Source organism: Isoptericola croceus, from assembly GCF_029382255.1.
Lineage (GTDB): Bacteria > Actinomycetota > Actinomycetes > Actinomycetales > Cellulomonadaceae > Isoptericola > Isoptericola croceus.
In genome coordinates this window covers 386,153-411,290 of sequence record NZ_JARLLG010000003.1, presented here as the reverse complement: position 1 = coordinate 411,290, position 25,138 = coordinate 386,153, and the positions used below count along the sequence as shown (strand labels likewise).

Genomic DNA, 25,138 nt, shown 5'->3' with positions numbered 1-25,138 from the left:
ATGGTACTGCCCTGGAGACGGGGTGGGAGAGTAGGACGCCGCCGGACACCCTTCACAGCCAGGCCCCCCACACCACACGGTGCGGGGGGCCTCGCTGCACCCATCGCAATTTCCCACGACTCCCCGGCTCCGAGGCACACCGGTCGGCGAGCGTGGGAGAATCTTTCACTGACCTGGAACGAGAGGATGACAGTGAACGACACCCCGCGCGAGGAACGTCCTGCCCGAGGCGAGGACGGACCGCGACGCCCGTCCGGGCAGAGCCGGAACGGTGGCGGGCCTCGTCGTCCCCAGAACGACCAGCAGCGCTCGGCCGGGGCGCGGCGTGATGCCGGAGACCGTCGTGACGGTGCGGACCGACGGGGTGGCGCGCCGCGGCGAGACGCTGCGGGAGCTGGAGGAGGCGGCGAGGAGCGGTCGGCCGGGTCGGCGGACCGTGGGGCTGGATCGCGCGGCGGCCGGCGGGGTGGAGACGCGCACGGCGGGGACCGTGGCCGTCGCGACGACCGCCATGGGGGCGCCCGTGCCGGTGCCCACGCGAGCCGCGGCGGAGAGCAGAGGCCCGCGCGTCCCGAGCGGTCCCGCGAGCCGGAGCGCGTTCCCGACCCCGAGATCCCCGAGGGCGTCGACTCCCGGCAGCTGAGCAAGGATGTCCGGGCACGGTTGCGAGGGCTCAGCAAGGACAACGCCGAGGGTGTCGGCGCGCACCTGGTCATGGCCGGGCGGCTGCTCGACGTGGACCCTGAGCTGGCCTACCTGCACGCGCAGGCGGCGGTGCGCCGTGCCGGGCGCATCGATGTCGTGCGCGAGGCAGCCGGCATCGCCGCCTACTGCACGGGACGCTACGCCGAGGCGCTGCGCGAGCTGCGCACGGTGCGCCGTCTGAATGGATCGTCCGAGCACCTGCCGCTCATGGCCGACGCCGAACGTGGTCTGGGACGTCCGGAGCGTGCGATCGCGCTGGCGCAGTCCGACGAGGCAGCCACGCTCGACCCAGAGGCACGGACCGAGATGGCCATCGTGGTGAGCGGTGCGCGGAGCGACCTGGGTGACCACGACGCGGCGCTGACCGTGCTGGACCGGATACCCGCGTCGGAGCGGCAGGGCGACCTCGGTCTGCGGGTGCTCCAGGCGCGCGCTGTCGCGCTGGAGGCTGCCGGACGGACGGACGAGGCTTCCGGGGTGCTGGCCGGGATCGATCCCGCTGCGCTCGCCCGCGCTGCTGGTGCGATGCCTGCGGACGAGGACTACGTCGTCTACGACGTCTTCGACGAGGAGGCGGACGACGACGAGGACGCGGAGGCGTGAGCACCTTGCTGCTGGGCAGTGAACGGCCCCTGGCCGAGGAGCACGACCTGGCGCTCGTGGACCTGGACGGCGTGGCGTACCAGGGACACCTGCCGATCGCGCACGCGGCGACCTCCTTGGAGCGAGCGCGCAAGCGAGGTCTGCGGCTTCTGTTCGTGACGAACAACGCTTCGCGAGAGCCCGAGGACGTCGCAGGTCAGCTCACCGGCCTGGACATCCCCACCGATCCTGACGAGGTGATGACTGCTGCCCAGGCGTGCGCGAACCTGCTCGGAGCCCGGCTCGCGCCCGGGGCCAGGGTGCTCGTCGTCGGTGGCAAGGGCCTGGTCACAGCGGTGACGCAGGCAGGCTTTGAGGTGGTGACGTCGGCAGACGATGCGCCGGAGGCCGTCGCCCAGGGATTCTCCCCGGAGCTCGGCTGGTCCGACCTGGCCGAGGCGGCCTATGCCGTCGCCGGCGGTGCGTGGTACGTGGCCAGCAACCGGGACATGTCGCTCCCGACCGCCCGCGGGTTCGCGCCCGGCAACGGAGCGCTCGTGGCCGCGGTGGTCGCCGCGACGGGCGTGGAGCCGGAGAGTGCCGGCAAGCCCTCGCCGACGATGTACCGCATGGCGGTGGACCGCAGCGGGGCTCGGAGCCCGCTGGTGATCGGTGACCGGCTGGATACCGACCTGGCCGGCGCCCGTGCAGGCGGCTACCCTGGCCTGCATGTCCTGACCGGTGTCTCGAGCGCCCGTGACGCCGTGCTTGCCGAGCCTGAGCTGCGCCCCCACTACATCGGTGCGGACCTGCGCGCTCTGCTCGAGCCGCACCCGGCTCCCTCAGCTGTCGCGGACGGCTGGTGGACCTGCGCAGGTCGCTCCGCACGTGTCGTCGACGGGGTGCTCGAGCTGGACGGCCAGGGCCCGTCCGGGATCGACGTCGTCCGGGCTGCCTGTGCGGCGGCGTGGTCGGCCGTGGACGCCGGGGGCGTGCTGGACCGAGAAGGCGTGCCCGAGCTGACCGCTTGACGACGGTCCCGTGCGGCGCACGGGGACCGTCGGCCCCACCAGGTAGCGTTGCCCCGGACGAACGAGCAGCGAGGAGGGGACATGTCGCACGACGCGGAGGCGCCGCGCGCGTCGTCGCCGGACCGTCCCGAGACTCCGTTGGCGCCGCTCGACGGCCTGGATGACCTTCCGACGGACCAGCACGTCGCGCGCTTCGAGACGGTTCACGACCGGCTGCGTGCACTGCTCGACGACCGTACGACGACCGACGAGGCAGGTGACTGATGCCAGAGCGTGCCGACGCCGAGCTCGTGCGGCGCGGCCTGGCCCGGTCACGCAAGCAGGCTTCTGCCCTGGTTGCCGCCGGGCGTGTCCGGGTGGACGACGCGGTGGTGGCCAAGCCGTCGTCCCTGGTGGCCGCAGGCTCCGCACTGACCGTCGAGGCGGACCCCGGCGATCCTGAGTACGTCTCCCGGGCCGGGGGCAAGCTGGCCGGTGCGTTGGACGCCCTGGCCGCCGTCCGCGTCGGGCAGGAGCTGACCGGGCGGCTGCGCGGTGCTGAGTGCCTGGATCTCGGCGCCTCGACCGGTGGCTTCACGGACGTGCTCCTGCGTCGCGGGGCCGCACACGTGACGGCGGTCGACGTCGGCCACGACCAGCTCGTCCCGTCCCTGCGCAGCAATCCTCGGGTGACGGTCCGTGAGGGCTTCAACGTGCGTCACCTGGCGCCTGACGACCTGGCCGCACGTCCGGAGGTCGTGGTGGGCGACCTGTCGTTCATCTCGCTGCGGCTGGTGCTGCCGGCGCTCGCCGGCGTGATGGCACCCGGCTCGGTGGCTCTGCTGCTGGTCAAGCCGCAGTTCGAGGTCGGCCGCGAGCGGCTCGGCAGCGGCGGCGTCGTCCGTGATCCTGCCCTGCACGTCGAGTCACTGGTCGAGGTCGGCGACGCGGCGGTGGCAGCCGGGCTGGCGGTCTGCGGTGTGGTCCCGAGCGCACTTCCCGGACCGAGCGGAAACCGCGAGTACTTCTGCTGGTTGCGGCGGAGCGACGTGGCTTCCATCGACCGTGTGGCGTTGACGGCGGCGGCGAGGGAGGCTGTCGCCTGGCAGCCGGACGGCGAGGCGGTCCCACCCGTCGTGCTGCTGCCGTCGGACGTCGAGGGAGGCGCCTCATGACCCGTCGTGTGCTCATCGTCACCCACGGTGGCCGGCCGGAAGCGGTCGCAGCCATGTCCGAGGCGGTGGCCGAGCTGGAGAGCGCCGGCTTCGAGGTGACCCTGCACGACGACGACCTCGCGGAGACCTTCGGCGACCAGATGTCCTCCACACGGGTGCACGAGGGGGTCGCCGAGTCCGAGATCGTCATGGTGCTCGGTGGCGACGGCACGATCCTGCGTGCGGCCGAGCTCACCCACGGCACCGAGGTCCCCCTGCTGGGCGTCAACCTCGGCCACGTCGGCTTCCTCGCCGAGTCCGAGCGCGAGAACCTGCACGACGCGGTCCGCCGGGTTGCCGCGCGCGAGTACGTGGTCGAGGAGCGCAGCGTCGTCGACGTGGTGGTGCACCGACCGGGGGAGAGCGAGCCGGTCACGGGGTGGGCACTGAACGAGGCGACGGTGGAGAAGGCGCGACGGGAGCGGATGATCGAGGTCGCGATCGCCGTCGACGAGCGACCCGTCAGCTCCTTCGGCTGCGACGGTGTGGTGCTGTCCACCGCCACCGGGTCGACGGCGCACGCGTTCTCGGCCGGGGGGCCGATCATGTGGCCCGACGTCGACGCGGTCCTGCTGGTGCCGCTGTCCGCGCACGCGCTGTTCTCTCGGCCGTTGGTCATCGGCCCGCGTTCCGAGTACACCGTCGACGTGCTGGCGCGGAGCCCGTTGCCCGCGGTGCTGACCTGTGACGGTCGGCGCAGCATCGACCTCCCCGTGGGTTCTCGGGTCCAGGTGCGCCGCGGCGCCGTCCCGCTACGGTTCGCACGGCTGGTGCACGCGCCCTTCAGCGACCGTCTCGTCTCGAAGTTCAACCTGCCGGTGATCGGCTGGCGGGAGGCGGCCGACGACGCGGCGGCTCGCCGGGCGGCGTGGCACGCCACCGACCAGCGCGACAAGGAGGCATGAGGGTGCTCGAGGAGATCGTGATCGAGGACCTGGGGGTGATCCGGACGGCACGGGTCCCGCTCGCCGCAGGCCTGACGGTGATCACCGGTGAGACCGGCGCCGGCAAGACGATGGTGCTCACCGGGCTCGGGCTGCTCATGGGCGGCAAGGCGGACCCGGGCACCGTCCGGCCCGGGGCGGCGCGCGCGGTGGTCGAGGGCAGGTGGGACCTCGCCCGTCATCCGGAGGCGGCGCGCCGGGTCGACGACGCCGGGGGCACGGTCGACGACGACGACACCGTCGTCGTGCTGCGGACGGTGACCGGCAACCGCTCGCGCGCCCACCTCGGTGGACGCGGTGTGCCGCAGGGTGTGCTCGCGGAGATCGCTGACGACCTCGTCACGGTGCACGGTCAGTCCGACCAGCTGCGGCTGCGTACCCCGGCGAAGCAGCGGGCGGCGTTGGACCGGTTCGCGGGCGCCGATCATGCGTCGCTGCTCGCAGAGCACCGCGCGGCGTGGTCCGAGCGGGCTGGTCTGCAGGCCGAGATCGATGACCTGACGTCTCGTGCCGCGGAGCGTGCCCGCGAGGCGGAGCTCTTGCGGCTCGGGCTCGTCGAGGTCGAGCGCATCGACCCGCAGCCCGGGGAGGATGCCGAGCTCGCGACGCTCGTCGCCCGACTCGGCAACGCCGAGCAGCTGCGTCAGGCTGCCCAGCTCGCCCACGATGCCGTCGCCGGAGAGGACATGGACACCGAAGGCTCGGCCGTGCACGCGGTCGAGCGCGCCCGGCGATCGCTGGAGAGCGTCGCCGGGGACGACCCCTCCCTGGGGGACCAGGCGAAGCGGCTGGCCGAGGCCGGGTACCTGCTCGGCGACATCGCCACCGAGCTGTCCGGCTACGTCGCCGACCTGCAGGCGGACCCGGCGGCGCTGGAGACGGCGCACCACCGGCTCGCGGAGCTCGGGTCGCTGACGCGCAGCTATGGCAGCACCGTCGACGAGGTGCTGCGGTGGGCCTCGGACGCAGGGCTGAGGCTGCTCGACCTCGACGACGGGGGAGAGCGGATCGAGGCGATGCGTGAGCGCGTCGCAGAGCTCGACGACCAGGTCGCAGGCCTGGCCGCCCAGGTCACCGCCGGGCGTCAGGCGGCTGCCGGGCGCCTGGCCGCTGCCGTCACCGCCGAGCTGGGGGGCCTCGCGATGAGCGGCGCTCGCCTCGAGATCGAGGTCGCCGTCGCGGAGCCCGGGCCCTCGGGCGCCGACCAGGTGACGTTCCTGCTCGTCCCGCACCCCGGTGCGCCGGCGCGCCCGCTCGGCAAGGGGGCGTCGGGCGGCGAGCTCTCCCGGGTGATGCTCGCCGTCGAGGTGGCTCTGGCCACCGCCACGGACGACGCCGCCGACTCCGTGCTGCCGACCTTCGTCTTCGACGAGGTCGATGCGGGCGTGGGCGGTCGCGCGGCCGTCGAGGTCGGTCGCCGACTAGCATCCCTGGCGCGCAGCACCCAGGTCGTCGTCGTGACGCACCTTGCGCAGGTCGCCGCGTTCGCCGACACCCATCTGGTCGTCACGAAGTCCGCGGCGGCCGAGGACGTCACCGTGACCGGTGTCCGGACGGTGTCCGACGGCGAGCGGGTGCGTGAGCTCGCCCGCATGCTCTCGGGTCAGGACGACTCGGAGACAGCGCGTCGGCACGCGGTCGAGCTTCTCGAGTCCTCCGTCGTGGGACGATAGGCGCGATGAGACTGACCCTGCGACGGGCCGAGCGCGGCCCCGACACCAGCGACGACGCGAACGAGTACTGCGGCCCGGCGCGGATCGGCGTACGCACCAAGGACCTGACCAAGCGCCTCGCCGTCGGGGACGTCGCCGTGATCGACCACGCCGACATCGATCGCGTCGCCGCCGAGGCCCTGGTCGCCGCCCGTCCGGCGGCGGTGCTGAACGCCGCGCCCTCGACGACCGGACGGTACCCGAACGCCGGCCCGGGAATCCTGCTCGAGGCGGGGATCGTGCTCGTCGACGGCCTCGGCCCCGAGGTGATGGACATCCACGAGGGTGCACGCATCACGATCGACGACGGCACCGTCCTGGCCGACGGCGAGCCCTGCGCCACCGGTACACGGCAGACGGCCGAGACGATCGAGGTGGCGCTCGCCACGGCGCGCGACGGCCTGTCGGACGAGATCGAGCGGTTCGCCGAGAACACGATGATGTACCTGCGGCGCGAGCGGGACCTGCTGCTCGACGGCGTCGGTGTGCCGGACGTCCGCACCAGGTTCGCCGGCCGGCACGTCCTCATCGTGGTGCGCGGCTACCACTACCGTGAGGACCTGGCGATGCTCCGGTCCTACATCCAGGAGAACAGGCCGGTCCTGGTGGGTGTCGACGGCGGCGCCGACGCGATCCTCGATGCGGGATGGCGGCCTGACATGATCGTGGGCGACATGGACTCGGTCTCGGACAAGGCGCTGGCGTCCGGGGCGGAGATCGTGGTGCACGCCTACCGCACCGGGGACGCCCCGGGTCTGGAGCGGGTGCGCGCTCTCGGCGTCGACCCGGTCGTCTTCCCTGCCACGGGAACCAGCGAGGACATCGCCATGCTGCTCGCCGACGACAAGGACGCCGAGCTGATCGTCGCGGTCGGCACGCACGCCACGCTCGTGGAGTTCCTCGACAAGGGGCGCGCGGGCATGGCGAGCACGTTCCTGACCCGGTTGCGCGTGGGGGGCAAGCTGGTGGACGCCAAGGGCGTGTCCCGGCTGTACCGCACCAGGATCTCCAACCTGCAGCTCACGCTGCTGTCGCTGGCGGGCGTGGGCGCCGTGCTGGCGGCTCTGTGGTCGACGGCGGCGGGGCAGACCGCCTTCGGCCTCGTGGGCGCGCAGATCGACGACATCGTCTCGTGGGTCGGTAGCCTCTTCGGCGGCTGAGACCATCAGCGACCCTTTGAACCAAGGAGCACCAGCACCTCGTGATCGACTTCCGCTACCACCTCGTCTCGCTGATCTCCGTGTTCGTCGCGCTCGCGGTCGGCATCATCCTCGGCGCGGGGCCGCTGCAGAAAGCCATCGGCGACCAGCTCACCGACCAGGTCGCGGCCCTGCGGGCCGAGCGCACGGACCTGCGCGAGAGCCTGGGTGAGGTCGAGGCCGAGCTCTCCGACCAGAACGCCTACGCACTGGCTGCTGGCAAGGAGCTGGTCGCCGGATCGCTCGAGGGCGTCACCGTCGCCGTCGTCGACGTCGAAGGGGCGTCTGACACCCTCGAGGCAGACGTCGTCAGCCAGCTCGAGGCTGCGGGCGCCCGGATCGTCGCGCAGGCCTCACTGACCGACGCGTGGACCAGTGCCGACGATGCCGTGCTGCGTGGGACGGTCGCCGACGGGCAGCGTGAGCACCTCGACGACACGATCGACAGCGAGGACGGTACTGCCGGGGTGCTCGGCGCGGTGCTGGGGCTGGCGCTGACGGAGTCGGACGCGCAGGCACCGTCGACCCGCAGCGCACGCTCCGTCGAGCTGTACGAGCTGTTGCTGCGGGTGGGCTTCGTCGAGTCCCGGTTCGAGCCCTCGGCCCCCGCCGACGCCGTGCTGCTCCTCGGCGCCGCCGCGACGGACCAGTCCGCCCCGGCCGGCACCGACGCGGCCGACGCGCCGGAGGACGTCGACATCGTGGCGGTCGTGTCGTCGCTGCAGACCGCCGCGCACGCCGTCGTGGTCGCGGGGCCGACGGTCGGCGAGGGTGACGTGGTCTCCGACGTCCGGGCTGACGACGACGTCGCGTCGCGGGTGAGCACCGTCAGCGGTACCGAACGCGAGGTCATGCGTCTGAACGTGCCGTTGGCGCTCGCCGCGCAGCTCGCGGACGAGGTGGGTCACTACGGCTTCGACGGTGACTCCGTCGTGATCCCGCCGGCCGTCGAGCTGCCCGAGCAGGACGGGGCGACGAGTGCGTCCGTCCCTGACATCGAGGACGGTACGGGCACGGTGGGCGCCGGCGACGCCGGCGAGGACTCCTGATGGGCGCGGCACGGCTCCTCGCCGCCGGTGCCGTGGCCGCCGCCGTCACCGCGGCTGTGCGCCAGGCCCTGGGGGGATCGCCACCCGGTGGTGCCGGCCGGTGGACGCGCACCAACCACCGAGGCGTACCGGTCTCGATGCTGGAGGGCCCCGCGGTGACGGCCGGCCTCGTGGCCGGTGCCTTCGTCTCGGGAGACGCGCCGCGTGCCAGGGCCGCCACGGTCCTCGCCTGTGCCGGTGCGGGGGTGTTCGGTGTCGTGGACGACCTCGCGGAGGACACCACGCACCGCACCAAGGGCCTGCGGGGCCATCTGGGTGCACTGGCCGACGGCCGCCTCACGACCGGGGGCCTGAAGGTGCTCGGGATCGGGGCCACGTCGATGCTGGCGGCCGCGGTCGGCACGCCTCGCCGGGGCGGCGCCGTCGGCCACGGCGCGGACGTCGCGCTCAACGGGGCACTGATCGCCGGGACTGCCAATCTCGTCAACCTCTTGGACTTGAGACCTGGGCGGGCGATCAAGGCTTCAGCCTTGCTCGCTGCCCCCGCTGTGGGCTGCTCGAGCGGTGCCGTGGGCGCTCTGCTCGGTGCGTCGGCGGCTGCGGCACCTCGCGACCTCGCCGGGCAGGACATGCTCGGCGACGGCGGGGCGAACGCCCTGGGTGCGTTCGTGGGCACGCGCTGGGCCCTCTGCGCTCCGCGCCCGCTGCGGGTGGCCGCGCTCGGTGCGGTCGTGGCGCTGACGCTGGCCTCGGAGCGCGTCAGCTTCTCGGCCGTGATCGAGCGCACACCCTGGCTGCACCGGATCGACCAGGCGGGGCGCCGGCCGGCCGCTGCACCGTCCGGGGACCGGGAGGCGACGTCGGACGAGGGCCCGACGGCGTGAGCGCGCCAGGCGGTCGCCGCGCCGCCGTGACGGTCGCCGGCGCCGCGGTGCTGATCACCGTCGTGACCCTGGCCAGCCGGGCGGTCGGGTTCGGTCGGTGGCTCGCCCAGGCGCACTACGTCGGCACCGGGGGCGTGGACGGCCCGCTGAACGCGGCGAACTTCCTCCCGAACGTCTTGTTCGAGGTCGCCGCCGGCGGTGCGCTCGCCGGATCCGTCGTACCGCTGCTCTCGGGCTACCTCGTGCGTGGCGACCGTGTGAGGGCCTCTCGGACGGCGTCGGCGCTGCTCGGCTGGACGCTCGTCGTGCTGGTCCCGCTCGGTGTCCTCATGGCGCTGCTCGCGGACCCCCTGGTCCGCCTGACCGGACTGAACGATCCCGCCAACGTCGCCGTGGCCGCGGACTTCCTGCGGGTCTTCGCCGTGCAGGTGCCGTTGTACGGGATCGCCGTCGTGCTCGGCGGGATGCTGCAGGCCCACAACCGGTTCTTCTGGCCGGCGTTCTCCCCGCTCGTCTCCAGCCTCGTCGTCATCGGCGTCTACGCACGGTTCGGCGCGCTGGCCGACGGGAACCAGCAGGATGTCGCCGCACTGTCCTCGCAGGCGCTGGGCTGGCTGGCCTGGGGGATGACGGCCGGCGTGGCCTTCCTGGCACTGCCGCTGATCTGGCCGGTCGCCCGGACCGGGCTCCGGCTGCGGCCGACGCTGCGGTTCCCGGTCGGCGAGGGGCGCCGCGCTGCGCGGCTCGCGTTCGCCGGGGTCGGTGCGTTGGTCGCCCAGCAGCTTGCGCTGCTCGCCACCATGAAGGCCGGCAACGAGGCCGGTGGCGACAGCACCTGGACGCTCTTCCTGTATGCCCAGAACGTGTACTTCCTGCCCTACGCGGTCCTGGCGTTTCCCATCGCGACGAGTGCCTTCCCGCGCTTCTCAGAACTGGCCTCGCAAGGGCGCCGAGACGAGCTCGCGCGGCTCGTCTCGGCGACGACGCGTGTGCTGGTCACCGTCTCGGTCGCCGGCGCGGCCGCGCTGGTCGCCGCGGCGCCGTTCGTGGAGAACGTCTTCGACGGCATCGCCAAGGGGGACGCCGACGGCCTGGGTGCCGCCCTGGCCTGGATGGCGCCCGGCCTGCTCGGCTACGCGCTCATCCTGCAGCTGTCGAGACTGCTGTACGCGGTCGACGCCGCGCGTGCCGCCGTCGTCGCGACAGCCGCCGGCTGGCTCGTGGTCGCAGTCGGCGCCGGGCTCGCCGTGCCGGTGTTCTCCGGGCCTGCGCCACCCGGCGGCGGCAACCAGGTACAGGTGCTGGCCTGGCTCGGCGGCGCCACCACGGTCGGGATGACGGTGGCTGGCGTGGCGCTGCTGGTGGCGGTGCGGCGCGCGGTCGGGGCACCGGCGTTGGCCGGGGTCGTCCGGACGGCGCTCGTGGCCCTCGTGGCGGGTGCGGTCGGGTCGGGGCTCGCCCACTGGACAGTTCCCGGCAGGGACCGGACCGCGCCGACCGGGACGGACGGGACCCTCGTCGAGACGTCGCCCGCGCTCGGATGGTTCGTCAGCGACGTCGGGCTCGGTCTGCTCGCCGGTGTGCTCGCCATGACGGTCGTGGTCGTCACCGCGGGTCTCACGGACGGTGCCGTGCGGACGAGGCTCGTCGCCCTCGGGCGCCGGGTCGCTCGCCGCTGACCACGCCTGTGCCGCATCGCACGCCGCGACGGGCGCGTCCCGGACGCCGGGGCGCGAACTCTCGGATAGCATGGAGTTCCGTGGCTGACACCGTGAACCGAACGTCCTCCCGCTCCTCCAGCCGCGCCGGTGCGACGCACCTGACGCGCCACATCTTCGTGACGGGCGGTGTGGCATCCTCCCTCGGCAAGGGCCTCACGGCGTCCTCCCTGGGTCGGCTCCTGCGGTCCCGCGGGCTGCGGGTCACGATGCAGAAGCTCGACCCGTACCTCAACGTCGATCCGGGCACCATGAACCCGTTCCAGCACGGTGAGGTCTTCGTCACCGAGGACGGGGCCGAGACCGACCTGGACATCGGGCACTACGAGCGGTTCCTCGACATCGAGCTGCCGGCCTCGTCGAACGTCACGACGGGCCAGGTGTACTCCCGGGTGATCGCCAGGGAGCGTCGGGGCGAGTACCTCGGCGACACGGTGCAGGTGATCCCGCACATCACCGACGAGATCAAGCTGCGCATGCGCGACCAGGCCGGCCCCGAGGTCGACGTCATCATCACGGAGATCGGTGGCACGGTCGGTGACATCGAGTCCCTGCCGTTCCTCGAGGCCGCGCGGCAGGTGCGCCATGAGCTGGGCCGCGACGACTGCTTCTTCCTGCACGTGTCGCTGGTGCCCTACATCGGCCCGTCGGGCGAGCTGAAGACCAAGCCGACGCAGCACTCGGTCGCCGCGCTGCGCTCGATCGGTATCCAGCCGGACGCGATCGTCCTGCGCTCGGACCGCATCGTGCCGGACAGCATCAAGCGCAAGATCGCGATGTCCTGCGACGTCGACAACGAGGCGGTCGTCAACGCCGCGGACGCCCCGAGCATCTACGACATCCCGCGGGTGCTGCACTCCGAGGGCCTCGACGCCTACGTGGTGCGACGCCTCGACCTGCCGTTCCACGACGTCGAGTGGGGCGGTTGGAACCGCCTGCTGGAGCGCGTGCACGAGCCGGAGCACAAGGTCGAGATCGCTCTCGTCGGCAAGTACATCGACCTGCCGGACGCCTACCTGTCCGTCACCGAGGCCCTGCGTGCCGGCGGCTTCGACAACGACACCCGGGTCGCGATCCGCTGGGTCGCCGCGGACGACTGCAGCACGCCGGCGGGTGCGCAGGAGGCCCTGGACGGTGTGGACGCGGTGCTCGTGCCCGGTGGTTTCGGCGTGCGGGGCATCGACGGCAAGATCGGGGCGCTGCGGTGGTCGCGCGAGAACGGTGTGCCCACGCTCGGTATCTGCCTCGGCCTGCAGTCGATGGTGATCGAGTACGCGCGCAACGTCCTCGGGCTGCCGGACGCGTCCTCGACCGAGTTCGAGCCTGATACGGCGACACCGGTCATCGCGACGATGGCCGAGCAGCTCGCGATCGTGGGTGGCGACGGCGACCTGGGTGGCACCATGCGGCTGGGCGACTACCCGGCGGCCCTGGCCGAGGGCTCCGTGGTGGCGAACACGTACGGCACCACCGAGGTCACCGAGCGTCACCGCCACCGGTACGAGGTGAACAACGCCGTGCGTGACCAGCTCGAGGAGGCCGGCCTGCGGTTCTCGGGCACCTCGCCCGACGGCACGCTCGTGGAGTTCGTCGAGCTGCCTGCCGAGGTGCACCCGTTCTACGTGAGCACCCAGGCCCATCCCGAGTTCAAGTCGCGCCCGACGCGTTCGCACCCGCTCTTCCACGGCCTGGTGGCCGCGGCGCTGGTGCGCCAGGGCGCGACGGCGTGACCGCACGCTCGCCGGACGGGCCGCACACGGCGGACCAGATCGATCCGCGGCCGGTCGTCGGCCGGACGACGGTCCACGAGGGCAGGATCTTCGACCTGGTGCGCGACGACGTCGACCTCGGTGACGCCGGGGTCGTCACTCGTGAGTACCTCGACCACCCCGGGGCGGTCGCCGTCGTCGTGCTCGACGCGCAGGAGCGCGTGCTGCTCCTGCGCCAGTACCGGCATCCGGTGCGGGCTCTCCTCTGGGAGATCCCGGCCGGCCTGCTCGACCTCGACGGCGAGCCGGCTGTCGACGCCGCGGCGCGCGAGCTGGCCGAGGAGGCGGACCTCGTCGCCGACCGGTGGGACGTCCTGGTGGACTTCGCCACGTCGCCGGGCGCCAGCAACGAGGCGCTGCGCGTGTTCCTGGCTCGCGACGTCCACGAGGTGCCGCACGCCGACCGTCACGTCCGCACGGGCGAGGAGTCCGAGATCATCACCGACTGGGTGCCGCTGGACGAGGCGGTCCGGCGCACGCTGTCCGGAGGGCTGCACAACCCCTCCGCCGTGGTGGGTATCCTCGCCGCGGCCGCGAGCCGTGCCGATGGGTGGGAGTCGTTGCGCGGCGTCGAGGCACCGTGGCCCTACCGGCGGGGCGTCCTGCCCGACTGAGACGACGGGTCAGCGGGTGCGCAGCCGGAGCACGGCGTTCGCCGTGGCCCACACGAGCAGGCCGGCGCCGAGCATGTGGAATCCCACCAGCAGCTCGGGCAGGCCGGTGAAGTACTGGGTGTACCCGATGGCGCCCTGGGCGAGGGTGACCACCACGAGCAGCCAGACGCCGCGTCGTGCGCGGCTCACGCCGTCGTCGGCAGGCAGCCGGTGCAGCAGCACCGTGAGGACACCGAGGACACCGCAGAACACCCACACGGTCCAGGCGTGCGCACGGGTGAAGGCCAACGGGTCGACGGCGAGCCGGTAGCCGACGTCGGCGTCCCCGGAGTGAGGGCCGGAACCGGTGACTATCACGCCGAGCACCACGATGGGGATGGTCAGCACGCCGAGGATCGTGCCCGCCAGTATCACGGGCCGCGGGCCGACCGGCACGGGATCGCCGTCCCCCTCACCGTGGCGGTGCAGGAGGTAGGCGGACACCCACACGAGGGCGGCCGAGAGGACGAAGTGCAGCGACACCAACCCCGGGTGCAGCTCGAGGAGCACGACGACGCCTCCGATGACGGCCTGCAGCGCGACACCGGCCAACGGCACGATCCCCAGCGCACGGTAGGTCTCGGAGCGGCGTCGGTCGGTCCACACGAGCAGCAGCACGGCGACGGCGATGGCGGACAGCACCCCGGTCATCAACCGGTTGCCGAACTCGACGTAGGGGTGGAACGTCGCCGCGTCGTGGAACACGGGGGTGAACTGACCGGGCTCGCACATCGGCCACGTCGAGCATCCCAGCCCGGAGGCGGTCAGCCGGACGGCACCACCGGTGACGATGATGGCGATCTGGGCGACGACGTTCGCGATCAGGATGCCCCGGGTCCATCCTCGGAACCGGGCGAGACGGTCCGGGTGCCCGACGGCCGGGCGTGCCGTGTCGGGGGTGGCGTCGGGCGTCTCGGCGGGCGCGGGCGTGCTCACGGCACCACGGTAGTACCCGCCGGGGCGGCGTCGACCCGTGGGAGCGGCCCACCGCTGTGACATTGATCGTCCCTGCCCTGCCCTGCCCTGCCTGCCGGAGGGCCGACGGTCAGTGCCAGCGGAAGAGCTTGCTCGCCCCGGCGCCGAGCGCAGCCGTCCAGGCCAGGAGCACGACCACGCTGAGCGGAGGCACACCGGTGCCGAGGAGGGCGCCACGCAGCCCCTCGCCGAGCGCCCCGGACGGGAGGAACGCCGCGAGGTGGGCGAGCGGCCCGGGCAGCGCGGTGGGTGGCACGATCAGCCCGCCGCCCACGACCAGCAGCACGAGCACGAGGTTCGCCACGGCGAGCACGCCCTCGGCGCGCAGCGTGCCGGCGAGCAGCAGGGCCAGCGCGGTGAACGCTGCCGTCCCCAGCAGCCCGAGAACGACCGCGGGCAGGATGCCGGCGAGCGTGGGCTGCCAGCCGAGGGCGAGTGCGACGGCGCCGATCACCACGACCTGGACGGCCTCGACCGCCAGCACCCCGAGGATCTTCCCGGCGAGCAGACCGCCCCGTCCGAGGGGTGTCGTGGCCAGCAGCCGCAGCACGCCGTTACGGCGGTCGAAGGCTGTGGCGATCGACTGCGAGGTGAAGGCGGTCGTCACGCAGGCCAGGGCGAGGATCCCGGGCGTGACGAAGTCGACGCGGTCGACGCCGCCCGTGTCGAGGTCGACCACGGACGTGCGCACGAGCCCCACCAGCAGCAGCACAGGCACCACGATCGTCACGAGCAGCTGCTCGCCGTTGCGCAGGATCGCGCGGGTCTCGAACATCGCCTGTGCGGCGACGCGTCGCCGGGCCGGGGCGGGGGAGGAGCTCGTCATCGCAGGTGCCGTCCGGTGAGGTCGAGGAAGACGTCTTCGAGGGTCCGACGCCCGACGGTGACGCGGGTGGCCAGCGCGTCGTGCTCGGCGAGCCAGCCGGCCAGCGCAGCGAGAGCCGCCGGCGCCACGGGGCCGGCGACCACGTACTCGCCGGGCTCCGCCTCGGTGGCGGACCACCCGCCGTCGGGCACGGTCCGAGTCAGGTGCACGTCCAGGTGCGCGGTCAGGTCGCCGACGGGCAGGCCGGGGCGTGTCGCGAACCGGATGCGTGGAGCACTGCCGGACGCCCCGTCCGACAGGAGCTCCTGGACGTCGCCGGACGCGATGACACGGCCGTGGTCGACGACGTGGACGACGTCGGCGAGGTCCTCGGCCTCGTCCATCATGTGGGTCGTCAGGACCACGGCGACGCCGTCGGCGCGCAGCTCGCGGACGAGGTCCCAGACCGCGTGCCGGGACTGCGGGTCCATGCCGGCGCTCGGTTCGTCGAGGAAGACGACGTCGGGGCGGCCGACGACGGCGGCGGCGAGCGCCAGCCGTTGACGCTGCCCGCCGGAGAGCCGCCGTACGGTGGTGCGGCCGAACGCGTGCAGACCGAGGCGCTCGGCGAGCTCGTCCACGTCGCGGGGAGCGGCGTACATCCGGGCGACGTGCCGCAGCATCTCCAGGGCGCGCACGCCCGTGGGCAGACCGCCGTCCTGCAGCATGACGCCCACCCGGGGGCGCAGCGCGGCCGCGTCGGTGACGGGATCGAGACCGAGGACGCGGACCCTCCCGCCGTCGGGGGAGCGCAGGCCCTCGCAGCACTCGACCGTGGTCGTCTTGCCGGCGCCGTTGGGCCCGAGCACCGCTGTGACGGCTCCGGCGGTAGCCTGCAGATCGAGGCCGTCGACGACGTCTCGGCCGCCGTAGGTCTTGCGCAGGCCGCGCACGTCGACGGCGCCACGGGGTGGCGTTTCGGTGATGGGCACCAGAGGATTCTACGGACGCGTCGAGACACCAGGAGTGACGATGACCTTCTACACCTTTGCCCAGCCCGCCGACCTGGCCCGGCTCGCGAGGCGGATCTGGTACTGGCCGATGGTCCGTGGGGTGCTCGCCGTGGTCTTCGGGCTGCTGGCGATGTTCCTGCCGCGTGATGTTCCCGGACTGCTCGTCCAGGTGTTCGGAGCCTTCGTGCTGATCGACGGCATCGTCTCGCTCGTCGACGGGCTGCGTCGCCGTGGTACCCCCGCGGGGTCGATCAACCTCGGCGTCGGGGTCGTCGCCGTGGTCTTCGGCGCCGTCCTCCTGCTCCTCCCTGAGGCCTTCCTGGCGGTCGCGGTCGTCCTGATCGGGATCTGGGCGATGGCATTCGGGCTCCTGCAGCTCTTCGCGGCGTTCGCCGTGCGGGGCAAGGGCGGCGGCTCGTGGCTGGTCACCCTGCTCTCCGGCGGTCTGTTCGTGGCGCTCGCGATCGTCTGCTTCGCCAACCCTGGTGCGGCGATCACCGCCATGGCGTTCGTCGTCGGCGCCTTCGCCGTCGTCATCGGTGTCGCGCTGATCGCGCTCGGGGTGAGGCTGCGCGCGCTGGGCACGCAGGGTTCCTCCGGCGGCGGCGACGTCGTCGACGGCGAGGTCATCGAGGGCTGACGCCCGCGACCGGTGGGTGTACGGCATGTGAAATCTGTGTGACGCGCGTCGCACGCCGTCGGTTGACCTGCGGTTTCGTGTGTTCGGTGAGGCATGCCTTGCTTGACATCCTCGATTACGCAACAAGGATGTTCTGTATATCGACGACGGAGGTGAGCACGTGACGACGACCCAGACGCCCTGGAGCGCGCACGCCGCTGCGCACACCTCCCACCACGAGGGCGACGGCACCCGCCGTCGCGTGCTCGAGCTCGTCGCGACGGAGGGGCCGGTCACGGCCGGTCGCCTCGCCGACGTGCTCGGCCTCACGCAGGCCGCGGTGCGCCGTCACCTGGCGGGCCTCGAGCACGACGGCACCATCGCGGTGCACGACGGCGGCACGGGTGCAGGGCGGGCCCGTCGCGGCCGTCCGGCACGGCACTACGTCGTCAGCACCGCCGGGCAGGCCGAGCTCGGCGAGCAGGACACCGAGCTCGCCATCCAGGTGATGCGCTACCTGCGTCGCACAAGTGGCGACGAGGCCGTCGAGGCGTTCGCCACGGAGCGCAACGACGCCGTCGTGCGCCGTTACGAGCCGCGGCTGACCGCGACGGACCCGCAGGAGCGTGCGGCCCAGCTCGCCGACCTGCTCGCTGCCGACGGCTATGCCTCCTCGGTGCGTCCGGTCGTCGGCCCGCTCGTGCCCACCGTCCAGCTGTGCCAGGGCCACTGCCCGGTGCAGCACGCGGCCGAGGACTTCCCCGAGCTGTGCGAGGCCGAGGCCCGCGCGTTCTCGGAGCTGCTCGGCACCCACGTCCAACGACTGGCCACCCTCGCGGGCGGCGCGCACGCCTGCGTCACGAACATCCCGCTGACTCCCCCCACCCCCGCCGGCCGCACCGGCGGCACGCAGGAAGGATCACGATGAGCGCTCCTACCCAGGACGCCGCCGCCCAGGCGGCAGTGGCACCGAACGCCGACAAGCCCTCCGACGAGGAGATCATCGACTCGATCGGCGCGTACGAGTACGGCTGGCACGACACCGACGAGGCGGGCGCGATCGCCGAGCGTGGTCTCAGCGAGGCTGTCGTGCGCAACATCTCGGCCCTCAAGAACGAGCCCGAGTGGATGCTCAAGGCGCGCCTCAAGGCGCTGCGCCTGTTCGACAAGAAGCCGATGCCGAGCTGGGGCGCCGATCTCACGGGGATCCACTTCGACCGGATCAAGTACTTCGTGCGGTCCACCGAGAAGCAGGCCACCAGCTGGGAGGACCTGCCGGAGGACATCAAGGCGACGTACGACAAGCTCGGCATCCCCGAGGCGGAGAAGCAGCGCCTCGTCGCCGGCGTCGCCGCACAGTACGAGTCCGAGGTCGTCTACCACCAGATCCGCGAGGACCTGGAGGAGCAGGGCGTCATCTTCGTCGACACCGACACCGGTCTGCGCGACTATCCCGAGCTCTTCGCGGAGTACTTCGGCACGGTCATCCCGGCCGGTGACAACAAGTTCTCCGCGCTGAACTCGGCCGTGTGGTCGGGCGGGTCGTTCGTCTACGTCCCCCCGGGCGTGCACGTGGAGATCCCGCTGCAGGCCTACTTCCGGATCAACACCGAGAACATGGGCCAGTTCGAGCGGACGCTGATCATCGCCGACGAGGGCTCGTACGTGCACTACGTCGAAGGCTGCACCGCGCCGATCTACTCGTCCGACTCGCTGCACAGCGCGGTCGTGGAGATCGTCGTCAAGAAGAACGCCCGCGTGCGCTACACGACCATCCAGAACTGGTCGAACAACGTGTACAACCTGGTGACCAAGCGCGCCACGGCCGCAGAGGGCGCCCAGATGGAGTGGGTCGACGGCAACATCGGCTCCAAGGTCACCATGAAGTACCCGGCGATCTACCTCCTGGGCGAGCACGCCCGCGGCGAGACGCTGTCCATCGCCTTCGCCGGCGAGGGCCAGCACCAGGACGCCGGCGCCAAGATGGTGCACGCCGCACCCCGGACGTCGTCGTCGATCGTGTCCAAGTCCGTCGCGCGCGGCGGTGGGCGCACGTCCTACCGCGGCCTGGTGCAGGTGCTCGAGGGTGCCGAGGGCTCGGCCTCCAACGTGCTGTGCGACGCGCTGCTCGTCGACCAGATCTCCCGCTCCGACACCTACCCGTACGTCGACGTCCGCGAGGACGACGTGTCCATGGGGCACGAGGCGACGGTGTCCAAGGTGAGCGCGGACCAGCTGTTCTACCTCATGTCCCGAGGCATGGACGAGACCGAGGCCATGGCCATGATCGTGCGCGGGTTCGTCGAGCCCATCGCGCGCGAGCTGCCCATGGAGTACGCCCTCGAGCTCAACCGCCTCATCGAGCTGCAGATGGAAGGGTCCGTCGGCTGATATGACTGCCACCACCGATCGCACCACCGATCACTCACGCGCCGTGGCCGACGGCGCCCACACGCACGGACCGGGCCAGGGCGTCGTGCCCGCGGGCTCGCGCGCCGAGCGCGTCACCTCCTTCGACCTCGCGGACATCCCCGTGCCCTCGGGCCGCGAGGAGGAGTGGCGCTTCTCGCCGGTCGCCCGGCTGCAGCCGCTCTTCGCGGACACTCTTGCCTCCGACGGCGTCGCGGTGAGCGTCGAGGCCGCCGCCGAGGTCAAGGTCGAGACGGTCGCCCGTGACGACGTGCGCCTCGGGAAGGCCGGCAAGCCCGGCGACCGTACCGCGGTGACCGCCTGGAACGCCGTGGCCGAGGCCACCGTCGTGACGATCCCGGCCGAGGCGGTCGCCTCCGACGTCACCTCGGTGCGCGTCGACGGCGTGTCGTCGGTCGCGACGGCGCAACACCTGCTGGTCCACGCCGAGCGCCACTCCGAGGCCGTGGTGGTCATCGACCACCGCGGCGACGCGCTGCTGAACCAGACGGTCGAGATCCTCGTCGAGGACGGCGCGCAGCTGACCGTCGTGTCCGTGCAGGACTGGGCCGACGGGGCCGTGCACGCGGCCGCGCACCGCTCCTCGATCGGTCGCGACGCCCGGCTCAAGCACGTCGTGGTGACGTTCGGCGGCGACGTCGTACGGATCACGCCGGACACGACCTTCACCGCCACCGGCGGCGAGGTCGAGATGGTCGGGCTGTACTTCGCGGACGCGGACCAGCACCAGGAGCACCGTCTCTTCGTCGACCACGCCGTGCCGAGCTGCAGGTCGCGTGTGACGTACAAGGGGGCGCTGCAGGGTTCGGGGGCGCACACGGTGTGGGTGGGCGACGTCCTGATCCAGGCCGAGGCCGAGGACACCGACACCTACGAGCTCAACCGCAACCTCGTGCTGACGGACGGGGCACGGGCGGACTCGGTGCCGAACCTCGAGATCGAGACCGGCGAGATCGCCGGTGCTGGCCACGCCTCGGCGACCGGCCGGTTCGACGACGAGCAGCTCTTTTACCTCATGGCCCGTGGCATCCCGGAGGTCGACGCGCGTCGCCTCGTGGTGCGTGGGTTCTTCGCGGAGCTCATCGACGAGATCGGGGTGCCGTCCGTCGAGGAGCGCCTGCTCGCCTCGATCGAGGCCGAGCTCGAGAAGTCCATGAGCGTCATCACCGGCGTCCCCGCCGCTGCGGAGTGACGGCGTGACCAAGCAGATCGTCGCCACGACGGCCGACCTGGCGCCCGAGGAGGCGAAGCTCGTCGAGCTCGACACCGCGGACGGTGCCACCGTCCCCGTCGCGCTCGTGCGGGACGCCGACGGTGACTTCCACGCGATCAGTGACATCTGCTCCCACGGTGCGGTGTCGCTGTCCGACGGCGAGGTCGAGGGCTGCCGGGTCGAGTGCTGGCTGCACGGCTCGCAGTTCGACCTGCGGACCGGTCGGCCGCTGCAGCTGCCTGCCATCCGGCCGGTACCCGTCTACCCAGTGACCGTGGAGGGCGACAAGGTGTTCGTCGACATCGACGCACCGGTCGCCGCCGCGTCCTGACCGCACTCTTTCGCACCACGACTTTCGAACAAGACCTGGAGAACCACCTGATGTCCACCCTGGAGATCCGCGACCTGCACGTCAGTGTCGAGACCAAGGAAGGGCCGAAGCCGATCCTGCGCGGCGTCGACCTGACCATCAAGTCCGGTGAGACGCACGCCATCATGGGCCCCAACGGCTCGGGCAAGTCGACCCTCGCCTCGGCCATCGCCGGCCACCCGAAGTACGACGTCACCGCGGGCACCGTCACGCTCGACGGTGAGGACGTCCTCGCCATGAGCGTCGACGAGCGCGCCCGTGCCGGCCTCTTCCTCGCGATGCAGTACCCCGTCGAGGTCCCTGGTGTGTCCGTGGCGAACTTCCTGCGCACCGCCAAGACCGCCATCTCGGGCGAGGCGCCCGCCCTGCGCACGTGGGGCAAGGAGGTCAAGGGCGCGATGGCGAACCTGCGTATCGACTCCTCCTTCGCCGAGCGCTCGGTCAACGAGGGCTTCTCCGGCGGTGAGAAGAAGCGGCACGAGATCCTCCAGATGGAGCTCTTCAAGCCCCACTTCGCGATCCTCGACGAGACCGACTCCGGCCTCGACGTGGACGCGCTGCGCGTCGTGTCCGAGGGCGTGAACCGCGCCAAGGAGACCACCGACGTGGGCGTCCTGCTCATCACGCACTACACGCGCATCCTGCGCTACATCAAGCCCGACTTCGTGCACGTCTTCGTCGACGGCAAGATCGCCGAGGAGGGCGGCCCCGAGCTCGCCGAGCGGCTCGAGGACGAGGGCTACGACCGGTACGTCGGCACCGGCGCGACGATGTCGGCCTGAACGTCCACCTGAGGAGCCTCATGACCACCGCTGACACCGTGCGCCCGGCATCGGCCGACGTCCTGACCGCGAGCGAGCTCGCTGCGGTCCGGGCCGACTTCCCGCTGCTCGAGCGCACGGTGCGTGGTGGTCGTCCTCTGGTGTACCTGGACTCGGCGGCAACGTCGCAGAAGCCGAACGTGGTGCTCGAGGCCGAGGTCGAGTTCTACGAGCAGCGCAACGCCGCCGTGCACCGCGGCGCGCACCAGCTCGCCGAGGAGGCCACCGAGGCGTTCGAGTCCGCGCGTTCCGCCGTCGCGGCGTTCGTCGGGGCCGACGACGGTGAGATCGTCTGGGCGCCGGGCGCCACGGCGGCGCTCAACCTGGTCGCCTACGCGTTCTCCAACGCCACGGCGGGTCGTGGGGGAGAGGCCGCCGAGCGCTTCCGGCTGGCGCCCGGTGACGAGATCGTGGTGACCGAGGCCGAGCACCACGCGAACCTCGTGCCGTGGCAGGAGCTGTGCGCCCGGACCGGTGCCGTGCTGCGGTGGTTCGGTGTCGGTGACGACGGGCGCATCGACCTGTCGCACGTCGACGAGGTCATCACGGACCGCACGCGGATCGTGGCCTTCGGGCACGTGTCCAACGTGACCGGCGCCGTCGGGCCGGTGACCGAGCTGGTCGCTGCGGCGGGTCGGGTCGGGGCGTACACCGTGCTCGACGCCTGCCAGTCGGTGCCCCACCTGCCGGTGGACCTCCACGCACTCGGTGTGGACTTCGCGGCCTTCAGCGCGCACAAGATGCTCGGGCCCACAGGTGTCGGGGCGCTGTACGCCCGCCGTGAGCTCCTCGAGGCCATGCCTCCGGTCACCACCGGGGGGTCCATGGTCGAGGTCGTCACGATGGACGCCACCACCTACGCGCCGCCGCCGCAGCGGTTCGAGGCCGGCACCCAGATGGTCGCGCAGGCCGTGGGCATGGGTGTGGCCGCCCAGTGGCTCGAAGAGCTCGGGATGTCCCGGGTGGCCCAGCACGAGCGCGAGCTGGCCGCGGAGCTGCTGCGCATCACGGAGATCCCCGGCGTCCGGTTGATCGGTCCGACGGACACGGTGGACCGCCTCGCGGTCGTCTCGTTCGTCGTCGACGGCGTGCACGCGCACGATGTGTCGCAGGTGCTCGACGACCAGGGAGTCGCCGTGCGGACCGGTCACCACTGCGCCCAGCCGCTGCACCGCCGGTTCGGCGTCGCCGCGACGACGCGGGCCTCGGCGTCGGTCTACACGACCGTCGAGGAGATCGCGGCGTTCCGGGAAGCCTTGGCGGGTGTGCGTGCGTTCTTCGGTGCAGAGTGAAGGGGGAGGACGCATGAGCAGCTCGTTGGAGCAGATGTACCAGCAGGTCATCCTCGACCATGCGAAGTTCCCGCACGGCCGCGGCCTGGTCGAGCCCGCCGCCGGGCACCTCGCGGGCGAGTCCCACCAGGTGAACCCGACGTGCGGCGACGAGGTGACGCTCCGTGTGGACGTCGAGAGGGACGGTGCGGCGGGCACCGTCGTCCGAGGCGTCTCCTGGGACGGCCAGGGTTGCTCGATCTCGCAGGCGTCCGTGTCGGTCATGACCGAGCTCGTGACCGGCCGCGACCTGGCCGAGGTCCGGCAGCTCGACGCCACGTTCCACGCACTCATGGCATCCCGCGGCAAGGGGCTGGACGACGAGGCGGCGCTCGACGCGCTCGGCGACGGTGAGGCCTTCACCGGCGTCTCGCAGTACCCCGCCCGCATCAAGTGCGCGCTGCTCGGCTGGGCGGCGCTCAAGGATTCGTTGGCGCGCAGCGGCGCGCTGGCAGACTCGACCGGAGGAAGCGATGACTGACAACACGACCGAGACGGCCACCCCGACGCCCGGTGCCACCACGGCGGCCGACGTCGAGGAGGCGATGCGCGACGTCATCGACCCCGAGCTCGGAATCAACGTCGTCGACCTCGGCCTCGTCTACGGCGTCGAGGTGGACCAGAACAACCACGCCACGATCGACATGACGCTCACGTCGGCGGCCTGCCCCCTGACGGACGTCCTCGAGGACCAGTCGGCACAGGCCCTCGAAGGACTCGTGACCGGCCACCGGATCAACTGGGTCTGGATGCCGCCGTGGGGCCCGGAGAAGATCACCGACGACGGCCGCGAGCAGCTGCGGATGCTTGGCTTCAACGTCTGAGAATCGAGGAGGTCGGGCGGCAGTTCTCTGAACTGGGGAAATGCCGCCTGACCTGCTGATTCTCATTCGGGTCCGTGGGACGGAAGTGGACAGAAGTGGCCTCGTGAGGCCACCTCAAAGTCCCACGGGTTCGTGGGGGAGTCCGCAGGTGACGGGCAATCCTTGGGTTGTGTGTGGGTGTGTCGAAGTCCCAGCGAGGCTGGCTGGCGCGGTGGGTGCACCTGGTGGGCGAAAGGACCACCAACGGCACGCAGACCTTCCCGTCGTACCTTCGGTCTTCTGGAGGAGCGCACGAGCCCAGTGACCGGCAAGGCCACGAGCGTCTGGGCACGATACGTCGGCCCGGACACGGACCAACACACCCGTTCCTTCGGGGGCAAGATGGCGGTGAGGCATGGCTCAACGACGAGCGGATCCTCATCGACCGCGGTGGGTGGACGCCTTAATCGGCTGCTGGAGCAGGAGGTCGAGGTGCTGCGCCGCGCGGCCGCGCAAATCTCCCAGGCGCACCTGCCGGGAAATGATGTACCCGCTCGTCCGTGAGCTCGCCGCTGACGGCATCCCCGTCGCGGTGACGTGCCGGGTCCTGAAGATCGCCCGCCAGCCCTACTACCGCTGGCTCGCCCAAGCTGTTAGCGAGCGTGAGCTGGGCCAGGCCTACCTCTCCAACGCCCTGTTCGACGCCCACCGCGACGACCGGGAGTTCGGGTACTGGCTGCTGGGAGACGAGGCCCGAGACGCAGGGCATCTGGCGTGTGACCGCACGATGTGGCGGCTGTGCCGTGACGGGCGCAGGTGGAGCATCTTCGGCAAGAAGCGCGGAACCAAGGGCGGCAAGAAGCCGGGTCCGCCCGCGCACGACGACCTGGTGCGGCGCGACCTCACTGCGCAGGCACCGAACTGGCTGTGGCTCACGGACATCACCGAGCACCCCACGAGCGAGGGCAAGGTCTACCTCTGCGCGATCAAGGACGTGTACTCGAATCGGATCGTGGGGCTACTCCATCAGCGACCGCATGAAGTCGCAGCTGGCCGTGGCCGCGTTCGAGAACGCCGTCGCCAGACGGGCCGTTGAGGGCCGCGAGGTGGTGCCCGCCGCGTCCTGCCGCCGGAGACAGCCAAGAAGTTCGACGACCATAGGAACGGCAGTGTCTTCAAGGCGGGGATCAGCGTCTTTCTGCCCGAACCTCGCAAAGGAGTTTGTCGGCTCAACGCAGATGAGGGCGTAGCCGAGGTCTGAAGCCGCCGGCCTCGAGGAGCGATCGGGCGATGTAGTGGGTCAGGTTGCGGAAGCCGAG

25 protein-coding genes are annotated in these 25,138 nt (G+C 71.8%); 22 read left to right on the top strand and 3 right to left on the bottom strand.

From position 1 onward, the window contains the following. The first annotated feature begins 192 nt into the window (after positions 1-192). The 12 genes from PZC42_RS10515 to PZC42_RS10460 all read left to right on the top strand — a co-directional run bounded on the left by PZC42_RS10515 (position 193) and on the right by PZC42_RS10460 (position 13,400). On the top strand, positions 193-1,308 hold the full coding sequence (locus PZC42_RS10515; RefSeq protein WP_277210735.1) for a tetratricopeptide repeat protein: 1,116 nt from the start codon (positions 193-195) through the stop codon (positions 1,306-1,308). Further along, complete coding sequence (locus tag PZC42_RS10510; protein WP_277210733.1) at positions 1,305-2,318, top strand: HAD-IIA family hydrolase; 1,014 nt, start codon at positions 1,305-1,307, stop codon at positions 2,316-2,318. Before PZC42_RS10515 ends, PZC42_RS10510 begins: the two co-directional genes overlap by 4 nt. An 81-nt stretch (positions 2,319-2,399) precedes the next feature. Next, entirely contained in the window at positions 2,400-2,582 is a 183-nt protein-coding gene (locus PZC42_RS10505) for a hypothetical protein (protein WP_277210731.1), read from the top strand. Continuing rightward, positions 2,582-3,472, top strand: a complete 891-nt coding sequence (locus tag PZC42_RS10500; protein ID WP_277210729.1) for a TlyA family RNA methyltransferase — start codon at positions 2,582-2,584, stop codon at positions 3,470-3,472. The genes PZC42_RS10505 and PZC42_RS10500 overlap by 1 nt, the downstream gene beginning before the upstream one ends. Then, positions 3,469-4,416: an NAD kinase gene (locus PZC42_RS10495; protein WP_277210727.1), complete on the top strand. Its 948-nt coding sequence runs from the start codon at positions 3,469-3,471 to the stop codon at positions 4,414-4,416. Before PZC42_RS10500 ends, PZC42_RS10495 begins: the two co-directional genes overlap by 4 nt. 2 nt (positions 4,417-4,418) lie before the next feature. Then, positions 4,419-6,128 carry a DNA repair protein RecN gene (gene recN / locus PZC42_RS10490; RefSeq protein ID WP_277210796.1) on the top strand — a complete coding sequence of 570 codons (1,710 nt, stop codon included), beginning with the start codon at positions 4,419-4,421 and terminating at the stop codon, positions 6,126-6,128. Between the two features lie 5 nt (positions 6,129-6,133). Continuing rightward, on the top strand, positions 6,134-7,327 hold the full coding sequence (gene steA / locus PZC42_RS10485; RefSeq protein WP_277210725.1) for a putative cytokinetic ring protein SteA: 1,194 nt from the start codon (positions 6,134-6,136) through the stop codon (positions 7,325-7,327). Between the two features lie 41 nt (positions 7,328-7,368). Beyond that, the gene (locus tag PZC42_RS10480; RefSeq protein ID WP_277210723.1) at positions 7,369-8,415 is read left to right on the top strand and encodes a copper transporter; all 1,047 of its coding nucleotides are present in this window, start codon (positions 7,369-7,371) and stop codon (positions 8,413-8,415) included. Next, a complete protein-coding gene (locus tag PZC42_RS10475) occupies positions 8,415-9,299 on the top strand; it encodes a hypothetical protein (RefSeq protein WP_277210721.1) in 885 nt (294 codons plus the stop codon). Before PZC42_RS10480 ends, PZC42_RS10475 begins: the two co-directional genes overlap by 1 nt. Further along, a complete protein-coding gene (murJ, locus tag PZC42_RS10470) occupies positions 9,296-10,978 on the top strand; it encodes a murein biosynthesis integral membrane protein MurJ (RefSeq protein WP_277210719.1) in 1,683 nt (560 codons plus the stop codon). The genes PZC42_RS10475 and murJ overlap by 4 nt, the downstream gene beginning before the upstream one ends. Before the next feature lie 80 nt (positions 10,979-11,058). Then, positions 11,059-12,747: a CTP synthase gene (gene pyrG / locus PZC42_RS10465; RefSeq protein WP_277210717.1), complete on the top strand. Its 1,689-nt coding sequence runs from the start codon at positions 11,059-11,061 to the stop codon at positions 12,745-12,747. Continuing rightward, positions 12,744-13,400: an NUDIX domain-containing protein gene (locus PZC42_RS10460; protein ID WP_438802946.1), complete on the top strand. Its 657-nt coding sequence runs from the start codon at positions 12,744-12,746 to the stop codon at positions 13,398-13,400. The genes pyrG and PZC42_RS10460 overlap by 4 nt, the downstream gene beginning before the upstream one ends. Positions 13,401-13,409: 9 nt before the next feature. On the opposite strand, the gene PZC42_RS10455 is transcribed toward PZC42_RS10460, so the two are convergent. The 3 genes from PZC42_RS10455 to PZC42_RS10445 form a co-directional block, all read right to left on the bottom strand. Then, positions 13,410-14,375 (bottom strand): COX15/CtaA family protein, encoded by a 966-nt coding sequence (locus tag PZC42_RS10455; RefSeq protein ID WP_277210715.1) that lies wholly within the window; start codon positions 14,373-14,375, stop codon positions 13,410-13,412. 109 nt (positions 14,376-14,484) lie between these two features. Further along, a complete protein-coding gene (locus PZC42_RS10450) occupies positions 14,485-15,240 on the bottom strand; it encodes an ABC transporter permease (RefSeq protein WP_277210713.1) in 756 nt (251 codons plus the stop codon). Further along, entirely contained in the window at positions 15,237-16,211 is a 975-nt protein-coding gene (locus PZC42_RS10445) for an ABC transporter ATP-binding protein (RefSeq protein ID WP_277210711.1), read from the bottom strand. Before PZC42_RS10445 ends, PZC42_RS10450 begins: the two co-directional genes overlap by 4 nt. A 40-nt stretch (positions 16,212-16,251) precedes the next feature. Between PZC42_RS10445 and PZC42_RS10440 the strand changes: the two genes are divergently transcribed. The 10 genes from PZC42_RS10440 to PZC42_RS10395 all read left to right on the top strand — a co-directional run bounded on the left by PZC42_RS10440 (position 16,252) and on the right by PZC42_RS10395 (position 24,915). Next, complete coding sequence (locus tag PZC42_RS10440; protein ID WP_277210709.1) at positions 16,252-16,872, top strand: HdeD family acid-resistance protein; 621 nt, start codon at positions 16,252-16,254, stop codon at positions 16,870-16,872. A 160-nt stretch (positions 16,873-17,032) separates the two neighbouring features. Continuing rightward, positions 17,033-17,779, top strand: a complete 747-nt coding sequence (locus PZC42_RS10435; protein ID WP_277210707.1) for a helix-turn-helix transcriptional regulator — start codon at positions 17,033-17,035, stop codon at positions 17,777-17,779. Beyond that, positions 17,776-19,242, top strand: a complete 1,467-nt coding sequence (gene sufB / locus PZC42_RS10430; RefSeq protein ID WP_277210705.1) for a Fe-S cluster assembly protein SufB — start codon at positions 17,776-17,778, stop codon at positions 19,240-19,242. The genes PZC42_RS10435 and sufB overlap by 4 nt, the downstream gene beginning before the upstream one ends. Position 19,243: 1 nt before the next feature. After that, positions 19,244-20,473, top strand: a complete 1,230-nt coding sequence (sufD, locus tag PZC42_RS10425) for a Fe-S cluster assembly protein SufD (protein ID WP_277210703.1) — start codon at positions 19,244-19,246, stop codon at positions 20,471-20,473. 4 nt (positions 20,474-20,477) lie between these two features. Then, positions 20,478-20,825 carry a non-heme iron oxygenase ferredoxin subunit gene (locus PZC42_RS10420; protein WP_277210702.1) on the top strand — a complete coding sequence of 116 codons (348 nt, stop codon included), beginning with the start codon at positions 20,478-20,480 and terminating at the stop codon, positions 20,823-20,825. A 50-nt stretch (positions 20,826-20,875) separates the two neighbouring features. Further along, the gene (gene sufC / locus PZC42_RS10415; RefSeq protein WP_277210700.1) at positions 20,876-21,646 is read left to right on the top strand and encodes a Fe-S cluster assembly ATPase SufC; all 771 of its coding nucleotides are present in this window, start codon (positions 20,876-20,878) and stop codon (positions 21,644-21,646) included. A gap of 20 nt (positions 21,647-21,666) precedes the next feature. Then, a complete protein-coding gene (locus tag PZC42_RS10410; protein WP_277210698.1) occupies positions 21,667-22,977 on the top strand; it encodes a cysteine desulfurase in 1,311 nt (436 codons plus the stop codon). Between the two features lie 13 nt (positions 22,978-22,990). Further along, entirely contained in the window at positions 22,991-23,497 is a 507-nt protein-coding gene (gene sufU, locus PZC42_RS10405; protein ID WP_277210696.1) for a Fe-S cluster assembly sulfur transfer protein SufU, read from the top strand. After that, positions 23,490-23,840: a metal-sulfur cluster assembly factor gene (locus PZC42_RS10400; RefSeq protein WP_277210694.1), complete on the top strand. Its 351-nt coding sequence runs from the start codon at positions 23,490-23,492 to the stop codon at positions 23,838-23,840. Before sufU ends, PZC42_RS10400 begins: the two co-directional genes overlap by 8 nt. Before the next feature lie 520 nt (positions 23,841-24,360). Next, on the top strand, positions 24,361-24,915 hold the full coding sequence (locus tag PZC42_RS10395; RefSeq protein ID WP_438802945.1) for a hypothetical protein: 555 nt from the start codon (positions 24,361-24,363) through the stop codon (positions 24,913-24,915). Positions 24,916-25,138 lie beyond the last annotated feature (223 nt).

Bases quoted from the DNA above. Each gene is read 5' to 3' on its own strand.
- PZC42_RS10505 (WP_277210731.1), top strand. From the start codon at position 2,400: ATGTCGCACGACGCGGAGGCGCCGCGCGCGTCGTCGCCGGACCGTCCC.
- PZC42_RS10500 (WP_277210729.1), top strand. From the start codon at position 2,582: ATGCCAGAGCGTGCCGACGCCGAGCTCGTGCGGCGCGGCCTGGCCCGG.
- PZC42_RS10495 (WP_277210727.1), top strand. From the start codon at position 3,469: ATGACCCGTCGTGTGCTCATCGTCACCCACGGTGGCCGGCCGGAAGCG.
- steA (WP_277210725.1), top strand. From the start codon at position 6,134: ATGAGACTGACCCTGCGACGGGCCGAGCGCGGCCCCGACACCAGCGAC.
- PZC42_RS10475 (WP_277210721.1), top strand. From the start codon at position 8,415: ATGGGCGCGGCACGGCTCCTCGCCGCCGGTGCCGTGGCCGCCGCCGTC.
- PZC42_RS10450 (WP_277210713.1), bottom strand. From the start codon at position 15,240: ATGACGAGCTCCTCCCCCGCCCCGGCCCGGCGACGCGTCGCCGCACAG.
- PZC42_RS10440 (WP_277210709.1), top strand. From the start codon at position 16,252: ATGACCTTCTACACCTTTGCCCAGCCCGCCGACCTGGCCCGGCTCGCG.
- sufB (WP_277210705.1), top strand. From the start codon at position 17,776: ATGAGCGCTCCTACCCAGGACGCCGCCGCCCAGGCGGCAGTGGCACCG.
- sufD (WP_277210703.1), top strand. From the start codon at position 19,244: ATGACTGCCACCACCGATCGCACCACCGATCACTCACGCGCCGTGGCC.
- sufC (WP_277210700.1), top strand. From the start codon at position 20,876: ATGTCCACCCTGGAGATCCGCGACCTGCACGTCAGTGTCGAGACCAAG.
- PZC42_RS10410 (WP_277210698.1), top strand. From the start codon at position 21,667: ATGACCACCGCTGACACCGTGCGCCCGGCATCGGCCGACGTCCTGACC.
- sufU (WP_277210696.1), top strand. From the start codon at position 22,991: ATGAGCAGCTCGTTGGAGCAGATGTACCAGCAGGTCATCCTCGACCAT.
- PZC42_RS10400 (WP_277210694.1), top strand. From the start codon at position 23,490: ATGACTGACAACACGACCGAGACGGCCACCCCGACGCCCGGTGCCACC.
- PZC42_RS10395 (WP_438802945.1), top strand. From the start codon at position 24,361: ATGATGTACCCGCTCGTCCGTGAGCTCGCCGCTGACGGCATCCCCGTC.